The organism is Streptomyces sp. NPDC088910, from assembly GCF_044749865.1.
Taxonomy (GTDB): Bacteria; Actinomycetota; Actinomycetes; order Streptomycetales; family Streptomycetaceae; genus Actinacidiphila.
In genome coordinates this window covers 163,076-185,034 of record NZ_JBIVIV010000014.1, presented here as the reverse complement: position 1 = coordinate 185,034, position 21,959 = coordinate 163,076, and the positions used below count along the sequence as shown (strand labels likewise).

Here is a 21,959-nt window from a genome sequence, read left to right as displayed (position 1 = left end):
GTGCATTCACCGCTATGAACCTTTCCATGCGTAGAACCCGGGCTGCGTTGGTGGCGGTCGCCGCCGGTGCGCTGGTTCTCACCGCTTGCAGCAGCGGCGGCGGGGGCGGCAAGGGCGAGAACAACGACGCCAAGCAGAAGCAGGACAAGAGCAAGACCCAGCTTCAGTCGCAGATCACCTTCGGTGACGCCGCGGCCTCCACCGGACCGGCGGAGCCCATCGCGGGCGCCGAGCAGGGCGGCACACTGCACGCCCTGGAGCGCGACAGCTACACGCACCTCGACCCGGGCCAGATCTACGTCAGCAACGAGGGCCAGCTCGCCACCCTGATCCACCGTGGTCTGACCACGTACAAGCTGGACAGCAAGGGCAACTACACCGTCGTCGGCGACCTCGCCACGGACAGCGGTGTGGAGTCCGACGGCGGCAAGACCTGGACCTTCAAGCTGAAGGACGGGATCAAGTTCCAGGACGGCACGCCGATCACGGCCACGGACATCCGCTGGACCGTTGAGCGGCTGTTCGCCCCGTTCGTCACCAACGGCCCGCAGTACCTGCAGCAGTGGCTGGCCAACACCAGCGGCTCGGACTTCCGCAAGCTGCTCCCGGAGGGCCCGTACAAGGGCAAGCACCTGCCGGACAGCCTGCTGTCGACGCCGGACGACAAGACCATCGTCTTCCACTTCCCGAACCCGGAGCCCGACGCTCCGTACCTGTTCGCGATGCCGGGCTACTCGGTGGTGGACCACGCGAAGGACACCAAGGAGAAGTACGACAAGGCGCCCGTCGCGTCCGGTCCGTACATGATCAAGACCTTCGACACCGGCAAGTCCATGACCCTGGTGAAGAACCCCGCCTGGGACCCGAAGACGGACGCGGCGCGTCACCAGTACGTCGACACGTACGACATCACGTTCAACCACCAGGCCGAGGACTCCACCAAGCGCCTGATGTCGGACTCCGGTGACAACCAGACCTCGCTGAGCTTCGCGAACGCGGTCGACCCGGACGACACCCCGACCGTGGTGGGCACCCCGTCGATCTACAAGCGCACGGTGGCCGGTTACCAGCCGTTCGTGGGTGAGATCAACTTCAACATGAACAAGATCAAGGACGTCAACATCCGCAAGGCGTTGGCGCTCGCGATCCCGACCAAGCCCGTGTGGCAGGCGCTCGGTGCCTCCTACGGCGCCGAGTACGCGGGCGGCTTCATCAGCCCGACCCTCGCCGGTTACCAGAAGGCCGACCCGCTGGGCAAGGTCGCCAAGCCCGACGGTGACCCGGTGGCGGCCAAGAAGCTGCTCACGGACGCCGGCAAGGTCGGCATGAAGATCACCTACGCGTACATCAACACCACCGCCGGCCAGCAGTACTCCCTGGCGATCGCCAACACGCTGACCCAGGCGGGCTTCAACGTCCAGCGCAAGGAACTGCCGTCGGACACGTACTACGACCTGATCGGTAAGGTCGACAACCCGTACGACATCTACGCCTCCGCGTGGGGTGCCGACTGGCCGTCGACCCTGACGGTGATCCCCCCGGTCTTCGACGGCCGGACGATCGCCGACCAGGCGCCGAACTACTCGCACGTGAACGACCCGCACATCAACTCCGAGATCGACCGCATCAAGAAGATCACGGACCCGAAGGAAGCGGCTGACGCCTGGTTCCAGCTCAACACCTACATCACCACCAAGGTGATCCCCGGTGTTCCGACTGTGTACTACAAGCAGCTCCAGATCTTCGGTTCGAAGGTGGGCGGCGTTGTCTACAACAACGTCACCTCGGGCATCGACCTGACGAAGCTGTACGTCAAGAAGTAAGCACCCTCGCGGCCTTCGGTGGGGCCGGGCAGCCGCCCGGCCCCACCTGGGGTGCGATCACCCGCCCACCGCCGCCGTCCTCTGAGAGCTGCGACCGCCATGCTTCGATTCCTCGTCCGCCGGACGCTCGGCGCTCTGGTCATTCTTTTGTTCATCAGCGCCTTCACGTTCTTCCTCTTCTTCGCCATTCCGCACGACCCCGCGCTCCTTTCCTGCGGCAAGAACTGCACGCCGCAGAACATCGCGCTGATCCACCACAACCTGGGTCTCGACCACCCGGTGCCGGTCCAGTACTGGAACTACATGGTGCGGATATTCACCGGCCACAGGTTCAGTGCCGGCAACTGCCCCGCGCCCTGCCTCGGTTACTCGTTCGCCACGAGTGAGCCGGTCTGGCCGACCCTGATGAACCGCCTGCCCACGACCATCTCGCTCGCCGCGGGCGGCACCGTGGTCTTCCTGCTCGTCGGTCTGGGCTCCGGCATGCTGGCCGCCTGGAAGCGCGGCACGTTCATCGACAAGATCTTCAGCTCCGCGTCGCTGGTTCTCAGCTCGATGCAGATCTACTTCCTCGGCCCGATCGTGCTGGCCCTGCTGGTCTACAACAACCAGATCCTGGATCAGCCCAAGTACGTGCCGTTCACGCAGAATCCGCTCTCCTGGTTCAATGGACTGCTCATCCCATGGTGTGTGCTGTCGGTGATCTTCACCGCCAACTACACGCGTATGTCGCGCTCGACGATGATCGAGCAGCTACAGGAAGAACATGTACGGACCGCGCGTGCCAAGGGCATGTCGTCGGCGTACGTCTTCTTCCGGTACGCCTGGCGTGGCTCGCTGATCCCCATCGTCACGATCCTCGGTATCGACCTCGGCTCGCTGTTCGGCGGCGCGATGATCACCGAGTACACCTTCCAGCTCGCCGGGCTCGGCCGACTGGCGATCGACTCCGTGATGAAGACGGACCTGCCCATGCTCATGGGCGTGATGCTCTTCAGCGCCACCTTGATCGTCCTGTTCAACATCATCGTGGACGCCGCCTACGCGTTCATCGACCCGCGCGTGCGACTGTCCTAGGAGAACGTCAGTGACCACCATGACCAAGCCCGAGGAGGGCACGCACAAGGGCGGGTCGGACTCGTTCTTGTCCGTACGCGACCTGTACGTCCACTTCTCCACCGAGGACGGCACCGTCAAGGCCGTCGACGGTCTCTCCTTCGACCTGGAGCGCGGCCAGACGCTCGGTATCGTCGGTGAGTCCGGCTCCGGCAAGTCGGTGACGAACCTGTCGATCCTCGGGCTGCACAATCCGGCGACCACCGAGATCGCCGGGGAGATCATCCTGGACGGCCAGGAGCTGACCGGTGCGAGCAACCGCACGCTGGAGCGGCTGCGCGGCAACAAGATGGCGATGATCTTCCAGGACCCGCTGACCGCCCTGTCGCCGTACTACACGGTCGGCCGGCAGATCGCGGAGCCGTACCGGAAGCACCTGGGCGCCAGCAAGCGCGAGGGCCGGGACCGGGCGATCGAGATGCTGGAGAAGGTCGGCATCCCGCAGCCCAAGCAGCGCGTGGACGACTACCCGCACCAGTTCTCCGGCGGTATGCGGCAGCGCGCGATGATCGCGATGTCGCTGGTGTGCAACCCCGATCTGCTGATCGCCGACGAGCCGACCACCGCGCTCGACGTGACCGTGCAGGCCCAGATCCTGGACCTGCTCAAGGACCTCCAGCAGGAGTTCGGGTCCGCGATCATCCTGATCACCCACGACCTCGGTGTGGTCTCCAAGGTCGCCGACGACCTGCTCGTGATGTACGCCGGGCGCGCCGTGGAGCGCGGTTCGGTGCGGGAGATCGTCAAGGAGCCGCAGCACCCGTACACATGGGGTCTGCTCAGCTCGATGCCGCGCCTCAGCGGCAATGTCGACGACCCGCTGACGCCGATTCCGGGCGCTCCGCCGAGCCTGCTCAGGCCGCCGACCGGCTGCCCGTTCCACCCGCGCTGCGAGTTCCCCGCGCTGGTCGGCGGCGACACCTGCGTCACGTCGCGGCCCGACCTGCCGGCTGGTCGCGGTTCCGCGTGCCATCTGACCGCGGAACAGCGGCAGTCCGTATTCATCGAGAAGATTCAGCCCCGGCTGGGCTGACCGGTCACCAGGGGCAGGCATACCACCATGAGCAACGACACCAGCGCTACCGTGACCGAAACGGTCCCGGAACAGCGCGACAAAAGGCCCGTCGGCGAGAAGCTGCTGGAGGTCAAGGACCTCACCAAGCACTTCCCGATCTACGGCGGCTTTCCGTTCAGGCGCCAAGTGGGCGCCGTCAGGGCCGTGGACGGGGTGGACCTGGAGGTCCACGCCGGCGAGAGCTTCGGTCTGGTGGGCGAGTCGGGCTGCGGCAAGTCGACGACCGGCCGGCTGATCACCCGGCTGCTGGAGCCGACCGCGGGCAGCGTGCTGTACCGGGGCCAGGAGATCGCGCACTCCTCGCGCAAGGAACTGGCGCCGATCAGGTCCGAGATCCAGATGATCTTCCAGGACCCCTACTCGTCGCTGAACCCGCGCCAGACGGTCGGCACCATCATCGGCGGCCCGATGGAGATCAACGGGATCAACCCGCCCGGCGGGCGCGAGAAGCACGTGCGCGAGCTGCTGGAGACCGTCGGTCTCAACCCGGAGCACTACAACCGCTTCCCGCACGAGTTCTCCGGCGGTCAGCGGCAGCGCATCGGCGTGGCACGGGCGCTGGCCCTCAAGCCGAAGCTGATCGTGGCGGACGAGCCGGTGTCGGCGCTCGACGTGTCGATCCAGGCCCAGGTCGTCAACCTCCTGCAGAAGGTGCAGGAGGAGATGGGCATCGCGTTCCTGTTCATCGCGCACGACCTGGCGATCGTGCGGCACTTCTCGCAGCGCGTCGCGGTGATGTACCTGGGCAAGGTCGTGGAGGTCGGCGACCGCGACTCGATCTACCTGCGCCCGCGCCACCCGTACACCCACGCGCTGCTGTCCGCGGTGCCCGAGGTGGACGTGGACCACGCGGACGACCGCGAGCGGATTCGGCTGGCCGGTGACGTGCCGTCGCCGATCAACCCGCCGTCCGGCTGCCGCTTCCGCACCCGGTGCTGGAAGGCGCAGGACAAGTGCGCGACGGACGAACCGCCGCTGGTCCAGATCGACGGGAACACGGACGGGCACCTGACGGCCTGTCACTTCCCCGAAGAGCCGACGATCGCGGCGCGGGACGAGGACATCGTCCTCGACCCCGCGCTGGCCGCGATCGAGGAGGCGGCTGACAAGACCCTTTGACCCGGGCTCAGTTCAGCCTCCGCTCGGAAACGGTCCGTACCCGGACACCCCAGCACCACCCGGGTACGGACCGTCTCGCGTTGCCGGCACCCGTCACACGCTCCCGGTTTATGCAACATCGCGCATAGCAGCCTTCGCGCGTGGACGCCTCCTCGTCCGTCCCCGTAACGTCATGGGATGTCGGCCCCGACAAGGCCCATCGACAAAGGGGATCAGTATGGCGCGCGATGCCTTACAGCGGCTCACCGGCAACGGGAACGGCAACTGCAACAACGACGACTGTCCGAACGTGTACCGGACCGCTGACGGTTCCATCGTCGTTCAGGGCGACGTGTCCGACGCCTTCCAGCCTGCTGCCGGGGAGGGGCTGGTCGAGATCCCTGAGACCGTTCTGAGGGAGGCCGTACGTGCTCTTGGATGGTGACGCTTGGAAGGACCTGATGCGGGGCATCCGACGCGAGGCCTGGCGGCTGGAAACGCTGTCCGTCTACCGGTCGCCCGGCGAGGACGGAGATATTCGGGACTTCCTCGCCGGACAGCGTATTGACCCCGATACCTACTCCTCCGCCTATACGGACGGGGTGCGCGAACTCGTCGCGGAGGGCAAGCGCAAGGGGCGTGTGCATATCGTCGCGCGGCCGTTGACCGACTATCTCCGGTTTGAGTTCATGTACTACGACGTGCATGCGCGGGCCGGGGACGACATCCGAATCCTCGATGTGACGGATCGCCCCAACCCGCTGCACGGGGTGTCCGACTTCTGGATTCTGGACGGGGCCACCGTCGTGCTCATGAACTACGCACAGGACGGAACGCAGATCAGTCGCGAACTGTACGAGGGCGACCCGGCCTCGTTCGTCGAGTACCAGCGCGTCGCGGTCGCGGAGTCGGTGCCGTTCAGGGAGTACGTCGACGGTGGCCATCGACCCTGACCAGCTGGACCGGTCGGGCCGCGAACTAGCGGCCAAGCTCAGAGAGTTGCGTGTGCGAGCCGGACTCTCAGGAGTCCGGCTCGCCGCGCGCTGCAACATGTCTCAGTCGAAGGTCAGCAGGATTGAAGGAAACAAGTCTCGCCCCTCGTTGCTGGACGTGGAACAGATCCTCCGTGCCCTGGGAGCCAGCGCTGCTGTAGCGGCCGAAGTGATGGCGCTCGCGCGGATCGCGCAGACCGAGTGGCATGACAGCAGGACTCTGCGCCGCAAGGGTTTGGACAAGAAGCAGGTGCAACTAGCGGGACTGGAAACGTCGTCTGCTACATTCCGCTACTTCCTGCTGTCCATGATTACCGGCCTGTTGGCAACACCCGCGTACGTGCGAGCAAGTCTCAGAGATGCGCCGTCGGAACAGCGGTCAAAGGCTGTGGCTCTCAAGCTGGAGCGGCAGCGCGTACTGTTCGACCAGTCGAAGAATTTCACTTTCCTCATGTGTGAGCCCGCCGTGCTGTATCCGCTGATTCCTCGTGATGAGCTGGCCATGCAGATCGACCACCTTGTTTCCCTCAGCAGACAGCCGAACATCCGAATCGGCGTCATCCCTATGGGGACCTACCTGGGCCCCGGCGCGCTCAACACGTTTACCGTTTACGATGAATCGGTGGCTACAGCCGAATTGGACCTCGGAGCGATAGTTTTCCGAGACGCACGCGATGTTCAAGATCTCATCAGCAGATTCACAAGGTATGAAGAGAAGGCTCTGTTCGACGGGGACGCGCGCGGACGGCTGGCGGAGTGGGCTGAATCCTGCCGCAGTGATCTTTAGTCATTGACGCGCATAAAGAGACAGTCCTGCCGGTCCTTGCGGAATACTCTGTCCTCCAGGAAGGGTGCACATGAAGCAGATCATCGCTCGAATGTGGAAGCTCATTCGCGGCCCTCTGCAATGGCGTGTCCTGTGGTTCGCGCACGCCAAATTCATGGTCGGCGTGACAGGCGTGGTGCGCAATGAGGCGGGGGAAGTCCTGCTCCTCAAGCACCGCATGTGGCCCGCTGATCGACCGTGGGGGCTGCCTACCGGCTACGCGATCAAGAGCGAGGAATTCCAGAAGACCGTCGTCCGAGAGGTCAGGGAAGAAACCGGTCTCGAGGTCGTCCCAGGCCGACTGGTCCAGGTAACCAGCGGCTACAAGCTCCGCGTGGAAATCGCCTACGAGGCACTTCACGTGGGCGGAGTTGTCAAGCTCGACAGCTTCGAGATTCTGGAGGCGAAATGGTTCAGCCCGGACGCACTCCCGGAAGGGATGCAGGAGTCCCACGTCCGCCTCGTCAAGGCCGGCTCGGCGCCTTGACGAAACTCGCTCCGAACGAGTCCGTCACCGGCGAAGAGGCCATGGCCGTTCTGGTAGCCATGCGCGCCGACGCTTCCCCGCTGACGAGCGGGCACCCCGCCCACGTGTTCCGCACGCGCGCGCCAGGGCTTTCGGCGGATTTCACCACCCCGACCAGGGGTATCGACACCTCCAGATGATGGCCGTCATCACCATGTACGGTCCCATGGAATGCCGGGACACCGAACGCTCCCCGCTGGCTCTGCTCGACCTACTGCGCGCGTACACGCATGACTGCCTTCACTACGGATCTCGTCGCCGGTACGTGGAGGTAGCGGGCAGGCCCGTCCGGACTCAGTACGGCATCAACTACCGCCGAGCGACCGGACAGCCCTACTCGGTGGTCGACCGGCACGGAAGCCGCAACACACGGAACCTCGGAATCGTCATGGAAGGCGCCTGCGACAAGGAGGCGCGTTCCATCACCCGACAGACAGCAGAGCGGTTCGGTGTGGCGGAGCCCTTCGACATCCTCGACGCACTCGTGTTCCGCGACGTGACGGGAACGCTGTCCGAGGAAGACACCGGGCGCGCGGTCGAGGTGCACGCGAGTGAGGAACAGACTCGATACGCGGTAGCCCTCAGCGATTACGACAGGACTGTCACCCGCCGATACATCCGCTTCCTCGCGGAGTTCGGCCTCGGAGAAGGAGACGAGCTTCACGCTCGTCTCCTTGCGGCCATCGTCACCGGCGATGTGACAGAGCTGATGACGTGGCTCGACGAGCGCCACGGTCCCGGAACCTTCACGGGCCTGTTCCGCGCGCCCGGCTACTTCGAACCGGACCCGTCGGCGTAGGGGGTCTCGATCCCGTCGTGCATGAGCCACCGTATTCGGCGCCTCCCAGGACGAGGAGGCGCCGGGTCCGCAGGCTAGTACTCCAGCGGTAGATCGTGATCTTGTCGCTGGGAGTGACCTGCTGCCGCCTGGCCTGCGTGTACTGGGTTGGCTGATCTCCCAGGATCAGCCGCTCGGCTCGGTGATCGTGACATCGATGGCCGTGGCGTTCAGCCCGGGCGAGTCGACTGCGACGCGCACGTTGAACTCTCCGCGGTCGCCGATCCGGTGGACCAAGCGAGTCAGTTGCTCGATGTCGCCGACGGCTACGCGGCCGTCGGGCAGCAGGAGCGAGCCGTCGAAGACCGTGGTGAATGCCTCGTCGGGCCCTTCGCTCCCCGGCTCCTGCGGCGGCGTGAAGAGACGTACTTTGATGAGTCCCCTCTGGGCGCGGACCCGCACCGCCACGTGCGTCTCGCAGCTGGCTGCAGGGGCGGCCCCCAGGGCGAGCGAGACCGGAACCCACTCGGTCGCCCCCAGGTGCAGCACGGGATGGTTCACGTAGATGTCGATCCCGGCGACCTGCACCATGCTCCCCGTCTTCCACGATGGAAGCGGCTGCCGTTGATCATCGGTGTCTGGAGACAAACGATCATGCGGTGGCCGCCGGTCACAGCGTAGACCCTGCCCGCTGACAGGCATCATTCGACGCCTTGATGGGGCGGATCGCGGGCCGGTTCACGCGGGTCGAACCCCGCCGCCGCATACGGTCGCTCGTGCTCGGCCTGCTCGCGGACCTGCCGCGCAAGAACTGCTGGACTATCGCCGAGTGGGCCGGGGACCCGACCCCCGACGCCATGCAGCACCTGCTGAACCGCGCGAAATGGGACGCCGACGCAGTCCGCGACGACCTGCGCGACTACGTGGTCGAGCATCTCCACGACGACCAGGCGGTCCTGGTGGTCGATGAGACCGGTGACGTGAAGAAGGGCAGCCACACCGTCGGCGTCCAGCGCCAGTACACCGGCACCGCCGGCCGGATCGAGAACTCCCAAGTCGCCGTCTACCTGATCTACTCGGGAAAGCACGGACATGCCGCGGTGGACCGGGAGCTCTACGTCCCGCGTTCGTGGACCGACCAGCCCGACCGCTGCCATGCCGCCGGGCTCGACCCGGACACCGCGTTCGCGACCAAGCCCGAACTGGCAGCCCGCATGATCGCCCGGTTTTTGGACTCCGGCCACCACGCCCCCTGGGTCGCCGGCGACGAGGTCTATGGCGGCAACCCGAAACTGCGAACCGCCCTGGAGCAACACGGCGGCATCGGATACGTACTGGCGGTGGCCCGCACTCACGAGGTCACCACCAGGGCCGGGAAGCTCCGCGCGGACACCCTGGCCAAGAAGCTCCCCAAGCGAGCCTGGCAGAAGCTGTCCGCCGGAATCGGCGCCAAAGGGCAACGCTTCTACGACTGGGCCCACATCGACCTGCTAGCGGCGCTCCCGGGCGCCGCCACCTGCTGATCCGCCGCAACCGCACCACTGGCGAACTCGCCTACTACCGCTGCTACTCGCCCAAGCCGGTGCCCCTGGCGAAACTCGTTCGGGTCGCGGGATCACGGTGGCGGGTCGAGGAGACATTCCAGTCCGGAAAGGGGCTGGCCGGACTGGACGAGCACCAGGTCCGCCGCTACGCGTCCTGGTCCCGTTGGGTCACCCTCGCGATGCTCGCCCACGCCTTCCTCGCCGTTGTCCGTGCCGAGGAACACGCACGCGGTCCCGCCCCGGACACACTGACCCCAGCTCACCTGCAACGAGATCGCGCACCTGTTCATCGCCCTCGTGGCCCGACACGTCCACGACTCCGCCCCACAGGCTCCGCTGGTCCCACTGGCGACGCCGCCACCAGGCACGATCCCAAGCAAGCCACTACCAACGACAAGCCGCAGCCCCAGCATGATCACGATCTACCGCTGGAGTACTAGACGGTGCCGCTCATCGAACCGTCGGACGCCTTGAGGGCGTTGAGGGAGGCGAAGGTCTGCGGACCCGCGACGCCGTCGACGCCGAGGCCGTACGCGGCCTGGTAGCGGCGCAGGGCCGCGTACGTACCGGGGCCGAAGGAGCCGTCCACCCCGACGTCGGTGTGGGAGGCGGCGTCGGCGGCCCAGCCCGCGATACGGATCTGGAGTTCGGTGACCGCGGCGCCGCTCGACCCCTGCTGGAGTGAGGCGGGCCAGCCGTACGCGGCGGCGGCCGGGGCGGGGCCGGCGCCCGCCAGCGCGCCGGTGCCGTAGCGCAGCAGCGTGCGGCGGTCGAGCGGGCGGGACGGGGCGGCGCGGGTGGGGCGCGCGTCGTTCACGGGAGAGCTCCTTCGTGGGGCACGGACCGGACGGCTTCGTGGGGCACGGGACCGGACGGGCGAGCGGGCGCGGCCGCCTCCATTTTTGACGCGGACAGGTCACTTCATGCGGGCCGTGACACGGCTTTCTGACAGGACGTAGCGCAATGGCCAACGCATTGGACATGCCGACACGGAGTAGTAGAAGTGCGACTTTGGCTCTATTGCGGTGTCATGGGTGACTAAGTGTCATTTGTGATCCATGAGGAGGCACGCGATGCGCGGAGCCACGCGCTTGAAGTGGGCCGTCTGTGCGACGGCCGTCGCCCTGGCAGCCGCCGCCTGCGGCAGCAGCAGCAACAACAGCGGTGGGGGCGGCGGCGGCAGCGGCTCCGGCGTCGTGCGCGCTTCCTGGGGCGACCCGCAGAACCCGCTGGAGCCCGCCAACACCAATGAGGTGCAGGGCGGCAAGGTGCTCGACATGGTCTTCCGCGGCCTGAAGAAGTACGACCCGAAGACCGGCAAGGCGACCGACATGATCGCCGACTCGATCACCACCACCGACTCGCAGACCTTCGACATCAAGATCAAGTCGGACTGGACCTTCAGCAACGGCGAGAAGGTCACCTCCGACTCCTTCATCAACGCCTGGAACTACGGCGCGCTGCTGAAGAACGCCCAGATCAACGCGTACTTCTTCCAGTACATCGACGGGTACGACAAGGTCCACCCGGACACCGCGGGCGCCAAGTCCTCCGCGACCACGCTCTCCGGTCTGACCAAGGTCAGCGACACCGAGTTCAAGGTGAAGCTCAACCAGAAGTTCTCCACCTTCCCCGACACCCTCGGGTACTCGGCGTACTACCCGCTGCCGAAGGCGTTCTTCGACGACCACGCCGCCTGGCTGAAGAAGCCGATCGGCGACGGCCCGTACACCATCCAGTCGTACAGCAAGGGCTCGCAGATGAGCCTGCGCAAGTGGGACGGCTACAAGGGCCCGGACCCGGCCCAGAACGGCGGCGTCGACCTGCGGGTCTACACCGACAACAACACCGCCTACACCGACCTCCAGGCGGGCAACCTGGACCTGGTCGACGACATCCCGGCCTCGCAGCTCAAGAACGTCAAGAGCGACCTCGGCGACCGGTACATCAACCAGCCCGCCGGCATCATCCAGACCCTCGCCTTCCCGCTGTACAACTCGCGCTGGTCGTCCGCGAACTCCGCGAAGGTCCGGCAGGGCCTGTCGATGGCGATCAACCGCCAGCAGATCACCCAGCAGATCTTCCAGAACACCCGCACCCCGGCCACCGACTGGACCTCCCCGGTGCTGGGCGCGTCCGGCGGCTACAAGGCCGGCCTGTGCGGCGCCGAGTGCACGTACGACGCGGCCAAGGCCAAGCAGCTCATCCAGGAGGGCGGCGGCCTGCCGGGCGGCAGCATCACCATCGGCTACAACGCGGACACCGGCTCCCACAAGGAGTGGGTCGACGCGGTCTGCAACAGCATCAACAACGTGCTGGGCAACAACAAGGCGTGCGTCGGCAGCCCCACCGGCACCTTCGCCGACTTCCGCAACAAGATCGTCAACAAGCAGATGGACAACCCGTTCCGGTCCGGCTGGCAGATGGACTACCCGCTGATCCAGAACTTCCTCCAGCCGCTGTACTACACCAACGCGTCGTCCAACGACTCGCACTACAGCAACGCCAATTTCGACAAGCTGGTCAACCAGGCCAACGCCGAGACCGACACCGCCAAGGCCGTCGGCCTCTTCCAGGACGCCGAGCGCCAGCTCGTCAAGGACATGCCCGCGATCCCGCTGTGGTACCAGAACGGCAGCGCCGGGTACTCCGACAAGATCACCAACGTCGAGCTGAACCCGTTCAGCGTCCCGGTCTACAACGAGATCAAGGTCAAGTGACGTCCGCCGGAGGCCGCACCGGTAACCCGGTGCGGCCTCCGGCCGCTCCGCTTCCCGCCCCTCCCCGTCACTGCTCGGAAGGCCCTTCGGAAGGCACCGCATGGGACGCTATGTGATCCGGCGGCTGCTCCAGATGATCCCGGTGTTCATCGGCAGCACATTCCTGATCTTCCTCATGGTCTACGCGCTCGGCGACCCCGTCGCCGCGCTCTTCGGCGACCGCGCACCGGACCCCGCCACCGCTGCCCAGATCCGCTCGGACCTGCACCTGAACGACCCGCTGTGGAAGCAGTACCTGCTCTACATGGGGAACATCTTCCGCGGCGACTTCGGCACCGCCTTCAACGGGCAGTCCGTCACCTCCCTGATGGGCAGCGCCTTCCCGGTCACCATCCGGCTCACCATCGTCGCCATCATCTTCGAGATCATCATCGGCATCCTGCTCGGCGTGATCACCGGCATGCGGCGCGGCAAGCCGATCGACACCGGGGTGCTGCTGATGACCCTGGTCGTCATCTCGGTGCCCACGTTCGTGACCGGCTACGTGCTCCAGTACCTGTTCGGCGTGAAGCTCGGCTGGGTCAGCCCCTCGGTCTCGCCCAGCGCCCCGTTCAACGAACTGATCCTGCCGGGCCTGGTCCTCGCCCTGGTCTCGCTCGCGTACGTCACCCGGCTGACCCGTACCTCGATCGCCGAGAACACCCGCGCCGACTATCTGCGCACCGCCGTCGCCAAGGGCCTGCCACGCCGCAAGGTGATCTTCCGGCACCTGCTGCGCAACTCGCTGATCCCGGTGGTCACCTTCATCGGCACCGACATCGGCGGCCTGATGGGCGGCGCGATCGTCACCGAGCGCATCTTCAACATCCACGGCGTCGGCTTCCAGCTCTACCAGGGCATCCTGCGCAACAACTCGCCGACGGTGGTCGGCTTCGTCACGATCCTGGTGCTGGTCTTCCTGCTGGCGAATCTGCTAGTCGACCTGCTGTACGCGGTCCTGGACCCGAGGATTCGTTATGCCTGAACAGAGCAACCCGCTCGACCCCGGCCAGTCCGTCTCGGCCGCGGGCGGTGGCGGCGGCTTCGACCTGGCGGCGGAGGAGGCCGGGTCACTGGAGAAGGGGCCGGGGCCCGACGGCGGCGACCCCGCGGAGAAGCCGCGCAGCCTGTGGTCGGACGCCTGGCGCGACCTGCGGCGCAACCCCATCTTCATCATCGCCGCGCTGATCATCCTCTTCCTGGTGATCATCTCGATCTGGCCCGGACTGATCGCCACCCAGGACCCGCTGAAGGCCGACCTGTCCAAGGCCCAGCAGGGCGCGAGCCCCGGCCACCCCTTCGGCTACGACCAGCAGGGCCGCGACGTCTACACGCGCGTGGTCTACGGCGCCCGCGCCTCGGTCACCGTCGGCGTCTGCGCGACCCTGGGCGTGGTCCTCCTCGGCAGCGTCCTCGGCGGCCTCGCCGGGTTCTTCGGCGGCTGGTGGGACGCGGTCCTCTCCCGGATCAGCGACATCTTCTTCGGCATCCCGGTCATCCTCGGCGGCCTGGTCTTCCTGTCCGTGGTCACCAACAGCACCGTCTGGCCGGTCATCGGCTTCATGGTGCTGCTCGGCTGGCCGCAGATCGCCCGTATCGCCCGCGGCTCGGTGATCACCTCGCGGGAGAACGACTACGTGCAGGCCGCGCGGGCGCTGGGCGCGGGCAACTCCCGCATCCTGCTGCGGCACATCACGCCCAACGCCGTCGCGCCGGTCATCGTCGTCGGCACCATCGCGCTGGGTACGTACATCGCGCTGGAGGCGACCTTGTCCTACCTCGGCGTGGGCCTCAAACCGCCCACCGTCTCCTGGGGCATCGACATCTCCGACGCGTCCTCGCAGATCCGCAACGCGCCGCACATGCTGCTGTGGCCCGCGGGCGCGCTGAGCATCACCGTGCTGGCCTTCATCATGCTCGGCGACGCGGTGCGCGACGCCCTCGACCCCAAGCTGCGCTGAGGAGCCCGTACATGAGCACCGAGTACCTGGCCGCAGAACACACCAGCGCCCCGCCCAGCGGCAACCTGCTGGACGTCCACGATCTGCACGTCGAATTCCGTACCAGGGACGGGGTCGCGAAGGCGGTCAACGGCGTCACGTACTCGGTGGCCGAGGGCGAGACGCTGGCCGTGCTCGGCGAGTCCGGCTCCGGCAAGTCCGTGACCGCGCAGGCCATCATGGGCATCCTCGACTCGCCGCCCGGCTTCATCACCAAGGGCGAGATCGTCTTCCAGGGCAAGAACCTGCTGACGATGGTCGGCGAGGAGCGGCGCAAGGTCCGCGGCGCGAAGATGGCGATGGTCTTCCAGGACGCGCTGTCGTCCCTCAACCCCGTGCTCACCGTGGGGGAACAGCTCGGCGAGATGTTCACCACCCACCAGGGCATGTCGAAGAAGGACTCGCGGATCAAGGCCGTCGAGCTGATGGAACGGGTCCGCATCCCCGCCGCCGCCGAACGCGTCAAGCAGTACCCGCACCAGTTCTCCGGCGGTATGCGGCAGCGCGTGATGATCGCCATGGCGATGGCCCTGGAACCCGCGCTGATCATCGCGGACGAGCCGACGACCGCGCTCGACGTGACGGTGCAGGCGCAGGTGATGGACCTGCTGGCCGAGCTCCAGCGGGAGTTCAACATGGGCCTGATCCTCATCACCCACGACCTGGGTGTGGTCGCGGACGTGGCCGACAAGATCGCGGTGATGTACGCGGGCCGGATCGTGGAGACCTCGCCGGTCCACGAGATCTACAAGAACCCGGCGCACCCGTACACCAAGGGCCTGTTGCAGTCGATTCCGCGGCTGGACCAGAAGGGCCAGGAGCTGTACGCGATCAAGGGGCTGCCGCCCAACCTGCTGCACATTCCGCCCGGTTGCGCCTTCAACCCGCGCTGCCCGATGGCCCAGGACATCTGCCGCACCGATGTGCCCCCGCTGGCGAAGGTGAGCCCCGACCGGGCGAGCGCCTGCCACTTCTGGAAGGAGACGCTCGGTGAGTGAACAGCCCGTCATGCACAAGGACCCGGTCAAGGCGGCGCACGAGCCGATCCTCGAAGTACGCGACCTGGTCAAGCACTTCCCGCTGACCCAGGGCATCCTGTTCAAGAAGCAGATCGGCGCGGTCAAGGCCGTCGACGGTGTCTCCTTCGACCTCTTCCCCGGCGAGACGCTGGGCATCGTCGGCGAGTCCGGCTGCGGCAAGTCGACCGTCGCCCGGCTGCTGATGAACCTCGAAGTGCCCACCGCCGGACGCATCCTGTACAAGGGCGACGACATCACCAAGCTGTCGGGGCGGGCCCTGAAGGCCGTCCGGCGCAACATCCAGATGGTGTTCCAGGACCCGTACACCTCGCTGAACCCCCGTATGACCGTCGGCGACATCATCGGTGAGCCGTACGAGATCCACCCCGAGGTCGCGCCCAAGGGCGACCGGCGCAAGCGCGTACAGGACCTGCTCGACGTCGTCGGCCTCAACCCCGAGTACATCAACCGGTATCCGCACCAGTTCTCCGGCGGCCAGCGGCAACGCATCGGCATCGCACGGGGGTTGGCGCTGCGCCCCGAGATCATCGTGGCCGACGAGCCGGTCTCCGCGCTCGACGTGTCGGTGCAGGCCCAGGTGATCAACCTGATGGGCAATCTCCAGAAGGAGTTCAACCTCTCCTACATGTTCATCGCGCACGACCTGTCGATCGTCCGGCACATCTCCGACCGCGTCGGCGTGATGTACCTCGGCAAGATCGTCGAGATCGGCGGCGACGAGGCGATCTACGAGCACCCCACGCACCCGTACACCCAGGCCCTGCTCTCCGCCGTCCCGGTCCCGGACCCGGCCGCCCGCGAGCACCGCGAGCGGATCATCCTCTCCGGCGACGTGCCCTCCCCGGCCAACCCGCCCTCCGGCTGCCGCTTCCGCACCCGCTGCTGGAAGGCCCAGGAGCGCTGCACCCTGGAGGAGCCGCTGCTGGCGGTCCCCCCGGCCTTCCGCGGCACGGCGGGCCCGGCCGAGCACGACTCGGCGTGCCACTTCGCCGAGGAGAAGCAGGTCGTCCCGAACGACTGAGCACCGGCCGACCACGCGTACGACGCCTCCTCGTCAGGGGAGGCGCCGAATGCGGTGGCGCCGGGCGCCGGGATCGGGAAGGCTCGGGCCATGGTCTCGGTAGTGCAGAACGTGGCGATCGACTGTGCGGACGCCTACAGCCTGGCTCTCTTCTGGAGCGGCGTCACCGGCCGTCCGCTGGATCCGGAGGACCGGCCGGGCGACCCGGAGGTCCAAGTGCTCCTCGCGGACGGCCCCCTGCTCCACTTCAACCAGGTGCCCGAGCCCAAGACGGTCAAGAACCGCGTCCACCTGTGCCTGCGGCCCGACACCACCCGCGACGAGGAGGTCGACCGCCTCCTCGCCCTCGGCGCCACCCTCCTCACCGACCGCCGCAACCCCGACGGCACCGGCTGGGCCGTCCTCACCGACCCCGAGGGCAACGAATTCTGCGTCCTGCGCAGCCAAGCCGACCGCGAGGCCGCCCACGCCTGAACGCCGCTTCCGCTGGGACACTGGAGCGGTGATCCACACCGACCGGGCGATCCGGTTCCGTTTCGAGCTGACGCCCCTGACGTCGGTCACGCCGTGGGGCCACGAGCGGCCCGTCCTGCACTGGTTCGGGCTGACCGAGGGCTGGTACTGCGTCGACCTCGACGGCCATGAGGTGCTGCGCTACTCCGATTCCACGGTCCGGGCACTGCGGGACGACGGTGACGGCAGGCGAACGCACCCGTATGTGGACTACTACGTCGTCCGCCTGTGGGAGGACATGATCGCGCTCGTGTCGGCGGCGCTGGAGCCCGTGCCACCGGACCTGGTGGACGTCGCGGCCGACACCTCGCCCGCCTGGACATGGCGCGAAACGCCGGAGGCCGAGGCCGCGTTGGCCTGGCACAGCGCGGGCTATCTGTACACCGACTACCTGCGGATCGCCCCGCACGTCCGCTGCTGGCGCACGGTCGTCGGTGAGGAGGACACGGTGACGGTCGTCTGGGAGCATCAGGCCGACCCGGAGGGCGTGATCGAATTCGTCGGCCCGCGGTCGGGACGGGTGGCCATACCGACGAGCGAGTTCCTCGCGGCGGTCACCGAACTCGACCGGGCGCTGTTGTCCGCGATGGACCAGCGCATCAATGAACTGGAGGAGTCCGGCCCGGTGCCCGGCCTCGAAGCGGACATCGAGCAGCTGCGGCGTGAACACCGGGACCGGGCAACCTGGTTGCGGCGCGCACGGGACCGCGAGCCGGGTACGGACTGGAGCGCCGTACGGACCGGGGTGCGCACCCTCCAGGCCCCCGACACAGCCGCCCACGCCTGACGGCCACGCCTGACGCGCGCGAGAGGGGCGCCCCCCGGGGTGGGGGGCGCCCCTCTGGGGTGGGGGGTTGTCAGGCGGCGCCGACGACGTCCTTTTCTTCGGCGAAGTGGCAGGCCGACTCGTGGGTGGCCGGGGTGGAGCCGCCCTGGAAGCGGGCGGGGATCGCCAGCAGCGGGGTCTCCTCGGCGCAGCGGGACTCGGCCTTCCAGCAGCGGGTGCGGAAGCGGCAGCCGGAGGGCGGGTTGGCCGGGGAGGGCACGTCGCCGGAGAGGATGATCCGCTCGCGGTGCTCGCGGGCGGCCGGGTCGGGGACCGGGACGGCGGAGAGCAGGGCCTGGGTGTAGGGGTGGGTCGGGTGCTCGTAGATCTCGGTGTCGGTGCCGATCTCCGCCATCCGCCCGAGGTACATCACGCCGACGCGGTCGGAGATGTGCCGGACGATCGACAGGTCGTGCGCGATGAAGAGGTAGGAGAGGGTGAACTCGTCCTGGAGCTTCTCCATCAGGTTGATGACCTGGGCCTGCACCGAGACGTCGAGCGCGGAGACCGGCTCGTCGCAGATGATGATCTCCGGGTTGAGCGCCAACCCCCGTGCGATGCCGATGCGTTGCCGCTGGCCGCCGGAGAACTGGTGCGGATACCGGTTGATGTACTCGGGGTTGAGGCCGACCACGTCCAGCAGGTCCTCGACACGCTTGCGGCGCGACCCCTTGGGAGCCACCTCGGGGTGGATGTCGAAGGGTTCACCGATGATGTCGCCGACCGTCATACGGGGGTTCAGCGAGGTGTACGGATCCTGGAACACCATCTGGATGTTGCGCCGGACGGCCTTCAGGGCGCGCCCGGTCAGCTTGGTGATGTCCTCGCCCTTGTAGAACACCTCGCCCGCGGTGGCCTGTTCGAGGTTCATCAGCAGCTTGGCGACCGTGGACTTGCCGCAGCCGGACTCGCCGACGATGCCCAGCGTCTCGCCCCGGTAGAGGTCGAAGGAGATCCCGTCGACCGCCTTGACCGCGCCGACCTGCTTCTTGAACAGGATGCCCTGCGTCAGCGGGAAGTGCTTCACCAGGTTCCGCACCTGGAGGATGGGTTCACCCCGGTTCGAGAGGTCACTCACCGAGCGTCTCCTTCCAGAAGTGGCAGGCACTGCCGCGCCCGTCGCCGATCGTGTGCAGCACGGGCACCTCGGTCCGGCAGATGTCCTGCGCCATCGGGCAGCGCGGGTTGAAGGCGCAGCCCGACGGGATACGCAGCAGGTTGGGCGGCAGCCCCTTGATCGCGTACAGCTCCTGGCCCTTCTGGTCCAGCCGGGGAATCGACTGGAGCAGGCCCTTGGTGTACGGGTGCGCCGGGTTCTTGTAGATCTCGTGGACCGGCGAGCTCTCGACGATCCGGCCCGCGTACATCACCGCGATCTTGTCGGCCACGTCCGCGACCACACCCAGGTCGTGGGTGATCAGGATCAGGCCCATGTTGAACTCCCGCTGGAGTTCGGCCAATAGATCCATCACCTGCGCCTGGACGGTGACGTCGAGCGCGGTCGTCGGCTCGTCCGCGATGATCAGGTCGGGTTCGAGGGCGAGCGCCATCGCGATCATGATGCGCTGCCGCATACCGCCGGAGAACTGGTGCGGGTAGTCGTTCACCCGCTCCTTCGCCGCCGGGATGCGCACCCGGTCCATCAGCTCGACCGCCTTGGCCTTGGCGGCCTTGCGGGACAGGCCCTGGTGCACCCGGAACATCTCGCCGAGCTGGTAGCCCACCGACAGCACCGGGTTGAGGGACGACAGCGCGTCCTGGAAGATCATCGCGATCTTCCGGCCGCGCAGCTTGCGCCGCTCCTCGCCGGACATCGTGAGCATGTCGCGGCCCTGGAACAGGATCTCGCCCTGCGGGATACGGCCGGGCGGCATGTCGAGGATGCCCATGATCGCCTGCGCGGTCACGGACTTGCCCGAGCCGGACTCGCCGAGCACGGCCAGCGTCTCCCCGGCGTTCACCGAGTAGTTGACGCCGTTCACGGCCTTGGCGACACCGTCGCGGGTGTGGAACTCGACGTGCAGGTCCCGTACTTCGAGCAGCGGAGCCGTCGGCACGCCGGGCGCCGGGGCGCTCGCGGTCTCATCGATGACAGTCAACGCCGTACCTCCTAGCGCAGCTTGGGGTCGAGGGCGTCGCGCACCGCGTCGCCGAGCATGATGAACGCCAGCACCGTCACGCTGAGCGCGCCCGCGGGCCACAGCAGCATGTGCGGCGCGTTGCGGATCTGGGTGGACGCCTGGGAGATGTCGATGCCCCAGGAGACGGCCGGCGGCTTGAGGCCCACGCCGAGGAACGACAGCGTCGCCTCCAGCGAGATGTACGTGCCCAGCGCGATCGTCGCGACCACGATGATCGGGGCGAGCGCGTTGGGCGCGATGTGCCGCAGCAGCATCCGCGCGTTGCCCGCGCCGAGTGCCCGCGCCGCCTGCACGTAGTCCTGCTGCTTGGCCGTGATGACCGAGCCGCGCGCGATACGCGCGATCTGCGGCCAGCCCAGCAGGATCATGAAGAGCGAAACGGTGGTGACGCTGCCGCCCTTGACCACGGACAGGAAGACGATGCCGCCGAGCAGGATCGGGATGCCGAAGAAGATGTCGCTGATCCGGGAGAGGATCGAGTCCCACCAGCCGCCGAAGTAACCGGCCAGGCCGCCGAGCAGCGAGCCCAGCACGGTGACGCCGAGGGTCGCGAAGATGCCGACCGACACCGAGGCGCGCGCGCCGTAGACGGTGCGGGTGTAGACGTCGCAGCCCTGCTGGTCGAAGCCGAAGGGGTGCCCGGAGGTCGCCCCGTTCTGCGACTTGGCGAGGTCGCAGGAGAGCGGGCTGCCCCCGGCGATCAGGCTGGGCCAGATCGAGATGACGACCAGGAAGAGGATCAGCAGCCCGGACACGTAGAACATCGGCTTGCGGCTGAGGTCGTGCCAGGCGTCGTTCCACAGGCTGCGCGGCTTCTCGCGCTCCGCGTCACGCGACGGCTTCGACGGCTCCACCGGGCCGCGCGGTCCGTCCACGGGCAGCCCGGCGGGCGCTGTGGATATCGCATTCGCGGCGCTCCGGGCGTCGGACATCTCAGACATAGCGAATCCTCGGGTCCAGGACCGCGTAAAGCAGGTCGACGAGCAGGTTGGCGGCCAGGAAGACGATCACCAGGATCGTCACGAAGCCGACGACGGTCGGCGGATTCTGCCGCAGGATGCCCTGGTAGAGCTGGTAGCCGACGCCGTGGATGTTGTAGATCCGCTCGGTGACGATGGCGCCGCCCATGAGCGCGCCGAGGTCGGTGCCGAGGAAGGTCACCACGGGTATCAGCGAGTTGCGCAGCAGGTGGACGGTGACCACGCGGCGCTTGGGCAGGCCCTTGGCCACGGCCGTGCGCAGGTAGTCCGCGCGGGAGTTCTCCGCGACCGAGGTACGGGTCAGCCGGGCCACATAGGCGAGCGAGACACCGGCCAGGACGAGTCCCGGCAGGATCAGGTCACCGATCGGGGCGCCCTCGGCGACCGCCGGATTGGCCAGGCCCCACTTCACGCCCACGAAGTACTGGAGCAGGAAGGCGGTCACGAAGGTCGGGATGGACACGACGAGCAGCGTGAACGCGAGCACGCCCGAGTCCGCGAACCGTCCGCGCCGCAGCCCGGCCAGCAGGCCGAGCCCGATGCCGACGACCGCCTCGATCGCGAAGGCGACCATGGTCAGCCGGATGGTGACCGGGAAGGCCGTGCCCATCAGCTCGGTGACCGGCTGCCCGGTGGCGGCGGTACCGAAGTTGCCGCTGAGGATCTGCCACATGTAGTGCCCGTACTGCGCGGGCAGCGAGTGGTCCAGATACAGGTCGTGCCTGATCTGGTTCGCCGTGGCGGGGTCGGGCGCCCGGTCGCCGAACATGGCGGCCACCGGGTCGCCGAGCGCGTAGACCATGACGAAGATCAAAAAGGTGGTTCCGATGAAGACCGGAACCATCTGGAGCAGTCGTCGAATGACGTAGCGCCCCATCTGTCCTCCAGGGATCGGGGCAGA

The 21,959-nt window shown here is 67.2% G+C and carries 22 protein-coding genes and 1 pseudogene; 17 read left to right on the top strand and 6 right to left on the bottom strand.

The features are described from left to right. Nucleotides 1-26: 26 nt before the first annotated feature. The 9 genes from ACIP4Z_RS29020 to ACIP4Z_RS28980 all read left to right on the top strand — a co-directional run bounded on the left by ACIP4Z_RS29020 (nucleotide 27) and on the right by ACIP4Z_RS28980 (nucleotide 8,255). Nucleotides 27-1,823 (top strand): ABC transporter substrate-binding protein, encoded by a 1,797-nt coding sequence (locus ACIP4Z_RS29020; RefSeq protein WP_355348254.1) that lies wholly within the window; start codon nucleotides 27-29, stop codon nucleotides 1,821-1,823. A gap of 99 nt (nucleotides 1,824-1,922) precedes the next feature. Continuing rightward, the gene (locus tag ACIP4Z_RS29015) at nucleotides 1,923-2,900 is read left to right on the top strand and encodes an ABC transporter permease (protein ID WP_355348256.1); all 978 of its coding nucleotides are present in this window, start codon (nucleotides 1,923-1,925) and stop codon (nucleotides 2,898-2,900) included. A 10-nt stretch (nucleotides 2,901-2,910) separates the two neighbouring features. Continuing rightward, nucleotides 2,911-3,972, top strand: a complete 1,062-nt coding sequence (locus tag ACIP4Z_RS29010; RefSeq protein ID WP_391049281.1) for an oligopeptide/dipeptide ABC transporter ATP-binding protein — start codon at nucleotides 2,911-2,913, stop codon at nucleotides 3,970-3,972. A 27-nt stretch (nucleotides 3,973-3,999) separates the two neighbouring features. Continuing rightward, nucleotides 4,000-5,133: an ABC transporter ATP-binding protein gene (locus ACIP4Z_RS29005; protein ID WP_401313051.1), complete on the top strand. Its 1,134-nt coding sequence runs from the start codon at nucleotides 4,000-4,002 to the stop codon at nucleotides 5,131-5,133. Between the two features lie 217 nt (nucleotides 5,134-5,350). Beyond that, complete coding sequence (locus ACIP4Z_RS29000) at nucleotides 5,351-5,557, top strand: hypothetical protein (RefSeq protein ID WP_401313048.1); 207 nt, start codon at nucleotides 5,351-5,353, stop codon at nucleotides 5,555-5,557. Further along, nucleotides 5,541-6,065: a DUF6879 family protein gene (locus ACIP4Z_RS28995; protein WP_401313045.1), complete on the top strand. Its 525-nt coding sequence runs from the start codon at nucleotides 5,541-5,543 to the stop codon at nucleotides 6,063-6,065. The genes ACIP4Z_RS29000 and ACIP4Z_RS28995 overlap by 17 nt, the downstream gene beginning before the upstream one ends. Continuing rightward, nucleotides 6,049-6,891 carry a helix-turn-helix domain-containing protein gene (locus tag ACIP4Z_RS28990; protein WP_401313042.1) on the top strand — a complete coding sequence of 281 codons (843 nt, stop codon included), beginning with the start codon at nucleotides 6,049-6,051 and terminating at the stop codon, nucleotides 6,889-6,891. Before ACIP4Z_RS28995 ends, ACIP4Z_RS28990 begins: the two co-directional genes overlap by 17 nt. A 70-nt stretch (nucleotides 6,892-6,961) precedes the next feature. Beyond that, nucleotides 6,962-7,417, top strand: a complete 456-nt coding sequence (locus tag ACIP4Z_RS28985; RefSeq protein WP_401313039.1) for an NUDIX domain-containing protein — start codon at nucleotides 6,962-6,964, stop codon at nucleotides 7,415-7,417. Between the two features lie 178 nt (nucleotides 7,418-7,595). Then, nucleotides 7,596-8,255 carry a hypothetical protein gene (locus ACIP4Z_RS28980; protein ID WP_401313036.1) on the top strand — a complete coding sequence of 220 codons (660 nt, stop codon included), beginning with the start codon at nucleotides 7,596-7,598 and terminating at the stop codon, nucleotides 8,253-8,255. 165 nt (nucleotides 8,256-8,420) lie between these two features. On the opposite strand, the gene ACIP4Z_RS28975 is transcribed toward ACIP4Z_RS28980, so the two are convergent. After that, nucleotides 8,421-8,825: a hypothetical protein gene (locus ACIP4Z_RS28975; RefSeq protein ID WP_401313033.1), complete on the bottom strand. Its 405-nt coding sequence runs from the start codon at nucleotides 8,823-8,825 to the stop codon at nucleotides 8,421-8,423. A 125-nt stretch (nucleotides 8,826-8,950) separates the two neighbouring features. On the opposite strand from ACIP4Z_RS28975, the pseudogene ACIP4Z_RS28970 reads away from it, so the two are divergent. Then, a pseudogene (locus tag ACIP4Z_RS28970) lies at nucleotides 8,951-10,193 on the top strand (IS701 family transposase). Nucleotides 10,194-10,214: 21 nt separating this feature from the next. Here ACIP4Z_RS28970 and ACIP4Z_RS28965 read toward each other — a convergent pair. Continuing rightward, nucleotides 10,215-10,595, bottom strand: coding sequence for a peptidoglycan-binding protein (locus ACIP4Z_RS28965; protein WP_401313030.1), 381 nt, complete (start codon nucleotides 10,593-10,595; stop codon nucleotides 10,215-10,217). 256 nt (nucleotides 10,596-10,851) lie between these two features. Here ACIP4Z_RS28965 and ACIP4Z_RS28960 point away from each other — a divergent pair, with 256 nt between their 5' ends. The 7 genes from ACIP4Z_RS28960 to ACIP4Z_RS28930 all read left to right on the top strand — a co-directional run bounded on the left by ACIP4Z_RS28960 (nucleotide 10,852) and on the right by ACIP4Z_RS28930 (nucleotide 17,898). Continuing rightward, on the top strand, nucleotides 10,852-12,498 hold the full coding sequence (locus tag ACIP4Z_RS28960) for an ABC transporter substrate-binding protein (protein ID WP_355348269.1): 1,647 nt from the start codon (nucleotides 10,852-10,854) through the stop codon (nucleotides 12,496-12,498). Nucleotides 12,499-12,598: 100 nt separating this feature from the next. Further along, complete coding sequence (locus ACIP4Z_RS28955; protein ID WP_355348266.1) at nucleotides 12,599-13,522, top strand: ABC transporter permease; 924 nt, start codon at nucleotides 12,599-12,601, stop codon at nucleotides 13,520-13,522. Then, nucleotides 13,515-14,498 carry an ABC transporter permease gene (locus ACIP4Z_RS28950; protein ID WP_355348263.1) on the top strand — a complete coding sequence of 328 codons (984 nt, stop codon included), beginning with the start codon at nucleotides 13,515-13,517 and terminating at the stop codon, nucleotides 14,496-14,498. The genes ACIP4Z_RS28955 and ACIP4Z_RS28950 overlap by 8 nt, the downstream gene beginning before the upstream one ends. Nucleotides 14,499-14,509: 11 nt before the next feature. After that, the gene (locus ACIP4Z_RS28945; protein WP_401313025.1) at nucleotides 14,510-15,535 is read left to right on the top strand and encodes an ABC transporter ATP-binding protein; all 1,026 of its coding nucleotides are present in this window, start codon (nucleotides 14,510-14,512) and stop codon (nucleotides 15,533-15,535) included. A gap of 10 nt (nucleotides 15,536-15,545) precedes the next feature. Continuing rightward, complete coding sequence (locus tag ACIP4Z_RS28940; protein ID WP_355348357.1) at nucleotides 15,546-16,598, top strand: dipeptide ABC transporter ATP-binding protein; 1,053 nt, start codon at nucleotides 15,546-15,548, stop codon at nucleotides 16,596-16,598. A 90-nt stretch (nucleotides 16,599-16,688) separates the two neighbouring features. Next, complete coding sequence (locus ACIP4Z_RS28935) at nucleotides 16,689-17,072, top strand: VOC family protein (RefSeq protein WP_391049273.1); 384 nt, start codon at nucleotides 16,689-16,691, stop codon at nucleotides 17,070-17,072. A gap of 28 nt (nucleotides 17,073-17,100) precedes the next feature. Then, complete coding sequence (locus ACIP4Z_RS28930; protein WP_401313022.1) at nucleotides 17,101-17,898, top strand: DUF5984 family protein; 798 nt, start codon at nucleotides 17,101-17,103, stop codon at nucleotides 17,896-17,898. A gap of 70 nt (nucleotides 17,899-17,968) precedes the next feature. Here the strand turns inward: ACIP4Z_RS28930 and ACIP4Z_RS28925 are convergent, their stop codons facing one another. Genes ACIP4Z_RS28925 through ACIP4Z_RS28910 form a run of 4 tightly spaced genes read right to left on the bottom strand, consistent with a single transcriptional unit; the run spans nucleotide 17,969 to nucleotide 21,935 of the window. Continuing rightward, complete coding sequence (locus ACIP4Z_RS28925) at nucleotides 17,969-19,045, bottom strand: dipeptide ABC transporter ATP-binding protein (protein WP_355348275.1); 1,077 nt, start codon at nucleotides 19,043-19,045, stop codon at nucleotides 17,969-17,971. Next, nucleotides 19,008-20,036: an ABC transporter ATP-binding protein gene (locus tag ACIP4Z_RS28920; RefSeq protein WP_355348278.1), complete on the bottom strand. Its 1,029-nt coding sequence runs from the start codon at nucleotides 20,034-20,036 to the stop codon at nucleotides 19,008-19,010. The genes ACIP4Z_RS28925 and ACIP4Z_RS28920 overlap by 38 nt, the downstream gene beginning before the upstream one ends. A gap of 11 nt (nucleotides 20,037-20,047) precedes the next feature. Next, a complete protein-coding gene (locus ACIP4Z_RS28915) occupies nucleotides 20,048-21,019 on the bottom strand; it encodes an ABC transporter permease subunit (RefSeq protein ID WP_391161663.1) in 972 nt (323 codons plus the stop codon). Further along, nucleotides 21,012-21,935, bottom strand: coding sequence for an ABC transporter permease (locus ACIP4Z_RS28910; RefSeq protein WP_188285682.1), 924 nt, complete (start codon nucleotides 21,933-21,935; stop codon nucleotides 21,012-21,014). Before ACIP4Z_RS28910 ends, ACIP4Z_RS28915 begins: the two co-directional genes overlap by 8 nt. Between the last annotated feature and the right edge of the window lie 24 nt (nucleotides 21,936-21,959).

Excerpts from the sequence above, each read along its gene's own strand:
- ACIP4Z_RS28915 (WP_391161663.1), bottom strand. The coding sequence starts at position 21,019 with ATGTCTGAGATGTCCGACGCCCGGAGCGCCGCGAATGCGATATCCACA.
- ACIP4Z_RS29005 (WP_401313051.1), top strand. The coding sequence starts at position 4,000 with ATGAGCAACGACACCAGCGCTACCGTGACCGAAACGGTCCCGGAACAG.
- ACIP4Z_RS28975 (WP_401313033.1), bottom strand. The coding sequence starts at position 8,825 with ATGGTGCAGGTCGCCGGGATCGACATCTACGTGAACCATCCCGTGCTG.
- ACIP4Z_RS28910 (WP_188285682.1), bottom strand. The coding sequence starts at position 21,935 with ATGGGGCGCTACGTCATTCGACGACTGCTCCAGATGGTTCCGGTCTTC.
- ACIP4Z_RS28940 (WP_355348357.1), top strand. The coding sequence starts at position 15,546 with ATGCACAAGGACCCGGTCAAGGCGGCGCACGAGCCGATCCTCGAAGTA.
- ACIP4Z_RS29020 (WP_355348254.1), top strand. The coding sequence starts at position 27 with ATGCGTAGAACCCGGGCTGCGTTGGTGGCGGTCGCCGCCGGTGCGCTG.
- ACIP4Z_RS29000 (WP_401313048.1), top strand. The coding sequence starts at position 5,351 with ATGGCGCGCGATGCCTTACAGCGGCTCACCGGCAACGGGAACGGCAAC.
- ACIP4Z_RS29015 (WP_355348256.1), top strand. The coding sequence starts at position 1,923 with ATGCTTCGATTCCTCGTCCGCCGGACGCTCGGCGCTCTGGTCATTCTT.
- ACIP4Z_RS28960 (WP_355348269.1), top strand. The coding sequence starts at position 10,852 with ATGCGCGGAGCCACGCGCTTGAAGTGGGCCGTCTGTGCGACGGCCGTC.
- ACIP4Z_RS28980 (WP_401313036.1), top strand. The coding sequence starts at position 7,596 with ATGGCCGTCATCACCATGTACGGTCCCATGGAATGCCGGGACACCGAA.
- ACIP4Z_RS28935 (WP_391049273.1), top strand. The coding sequence starts at position 16,689 with ATGGTCTCGGTAGTGCAGAACGTGGCGATCGACTGTGCGGACGCCTAC.
- ACIP4Z_RS28985 (WP_401313039.1), top strand. The coding sequence starts at position 6,962 with ATGAAGCAGATCATCGCTCGAATGTGGAAGCTCATTCGCGGCCCTCTG.
- ACIP4Z_RS28955 (WP_355348266.1), top strand. The coding sequence starts at position 12,599 with ATGGGACGCTATGTGATCCGGCGGCTGCTCCAGATGATCCCGGTGTTC.
- ACIP4Z_RS28945 (WP_401313025.1), top strand. The coding sequence starts at position 14,510 with ATGAGCACCGAGTACCTGGCCGCAGAACACACCAGCGCCCCGCCCAGC.
- ACIP4Z_RS28950 (WP_355348263.1), top strand. The coding sequence starts at position 13,515 with ATGCCTGAACAGAGCAACCCGCTCGACCCCGGCCAGTCCGTCTCGGCC.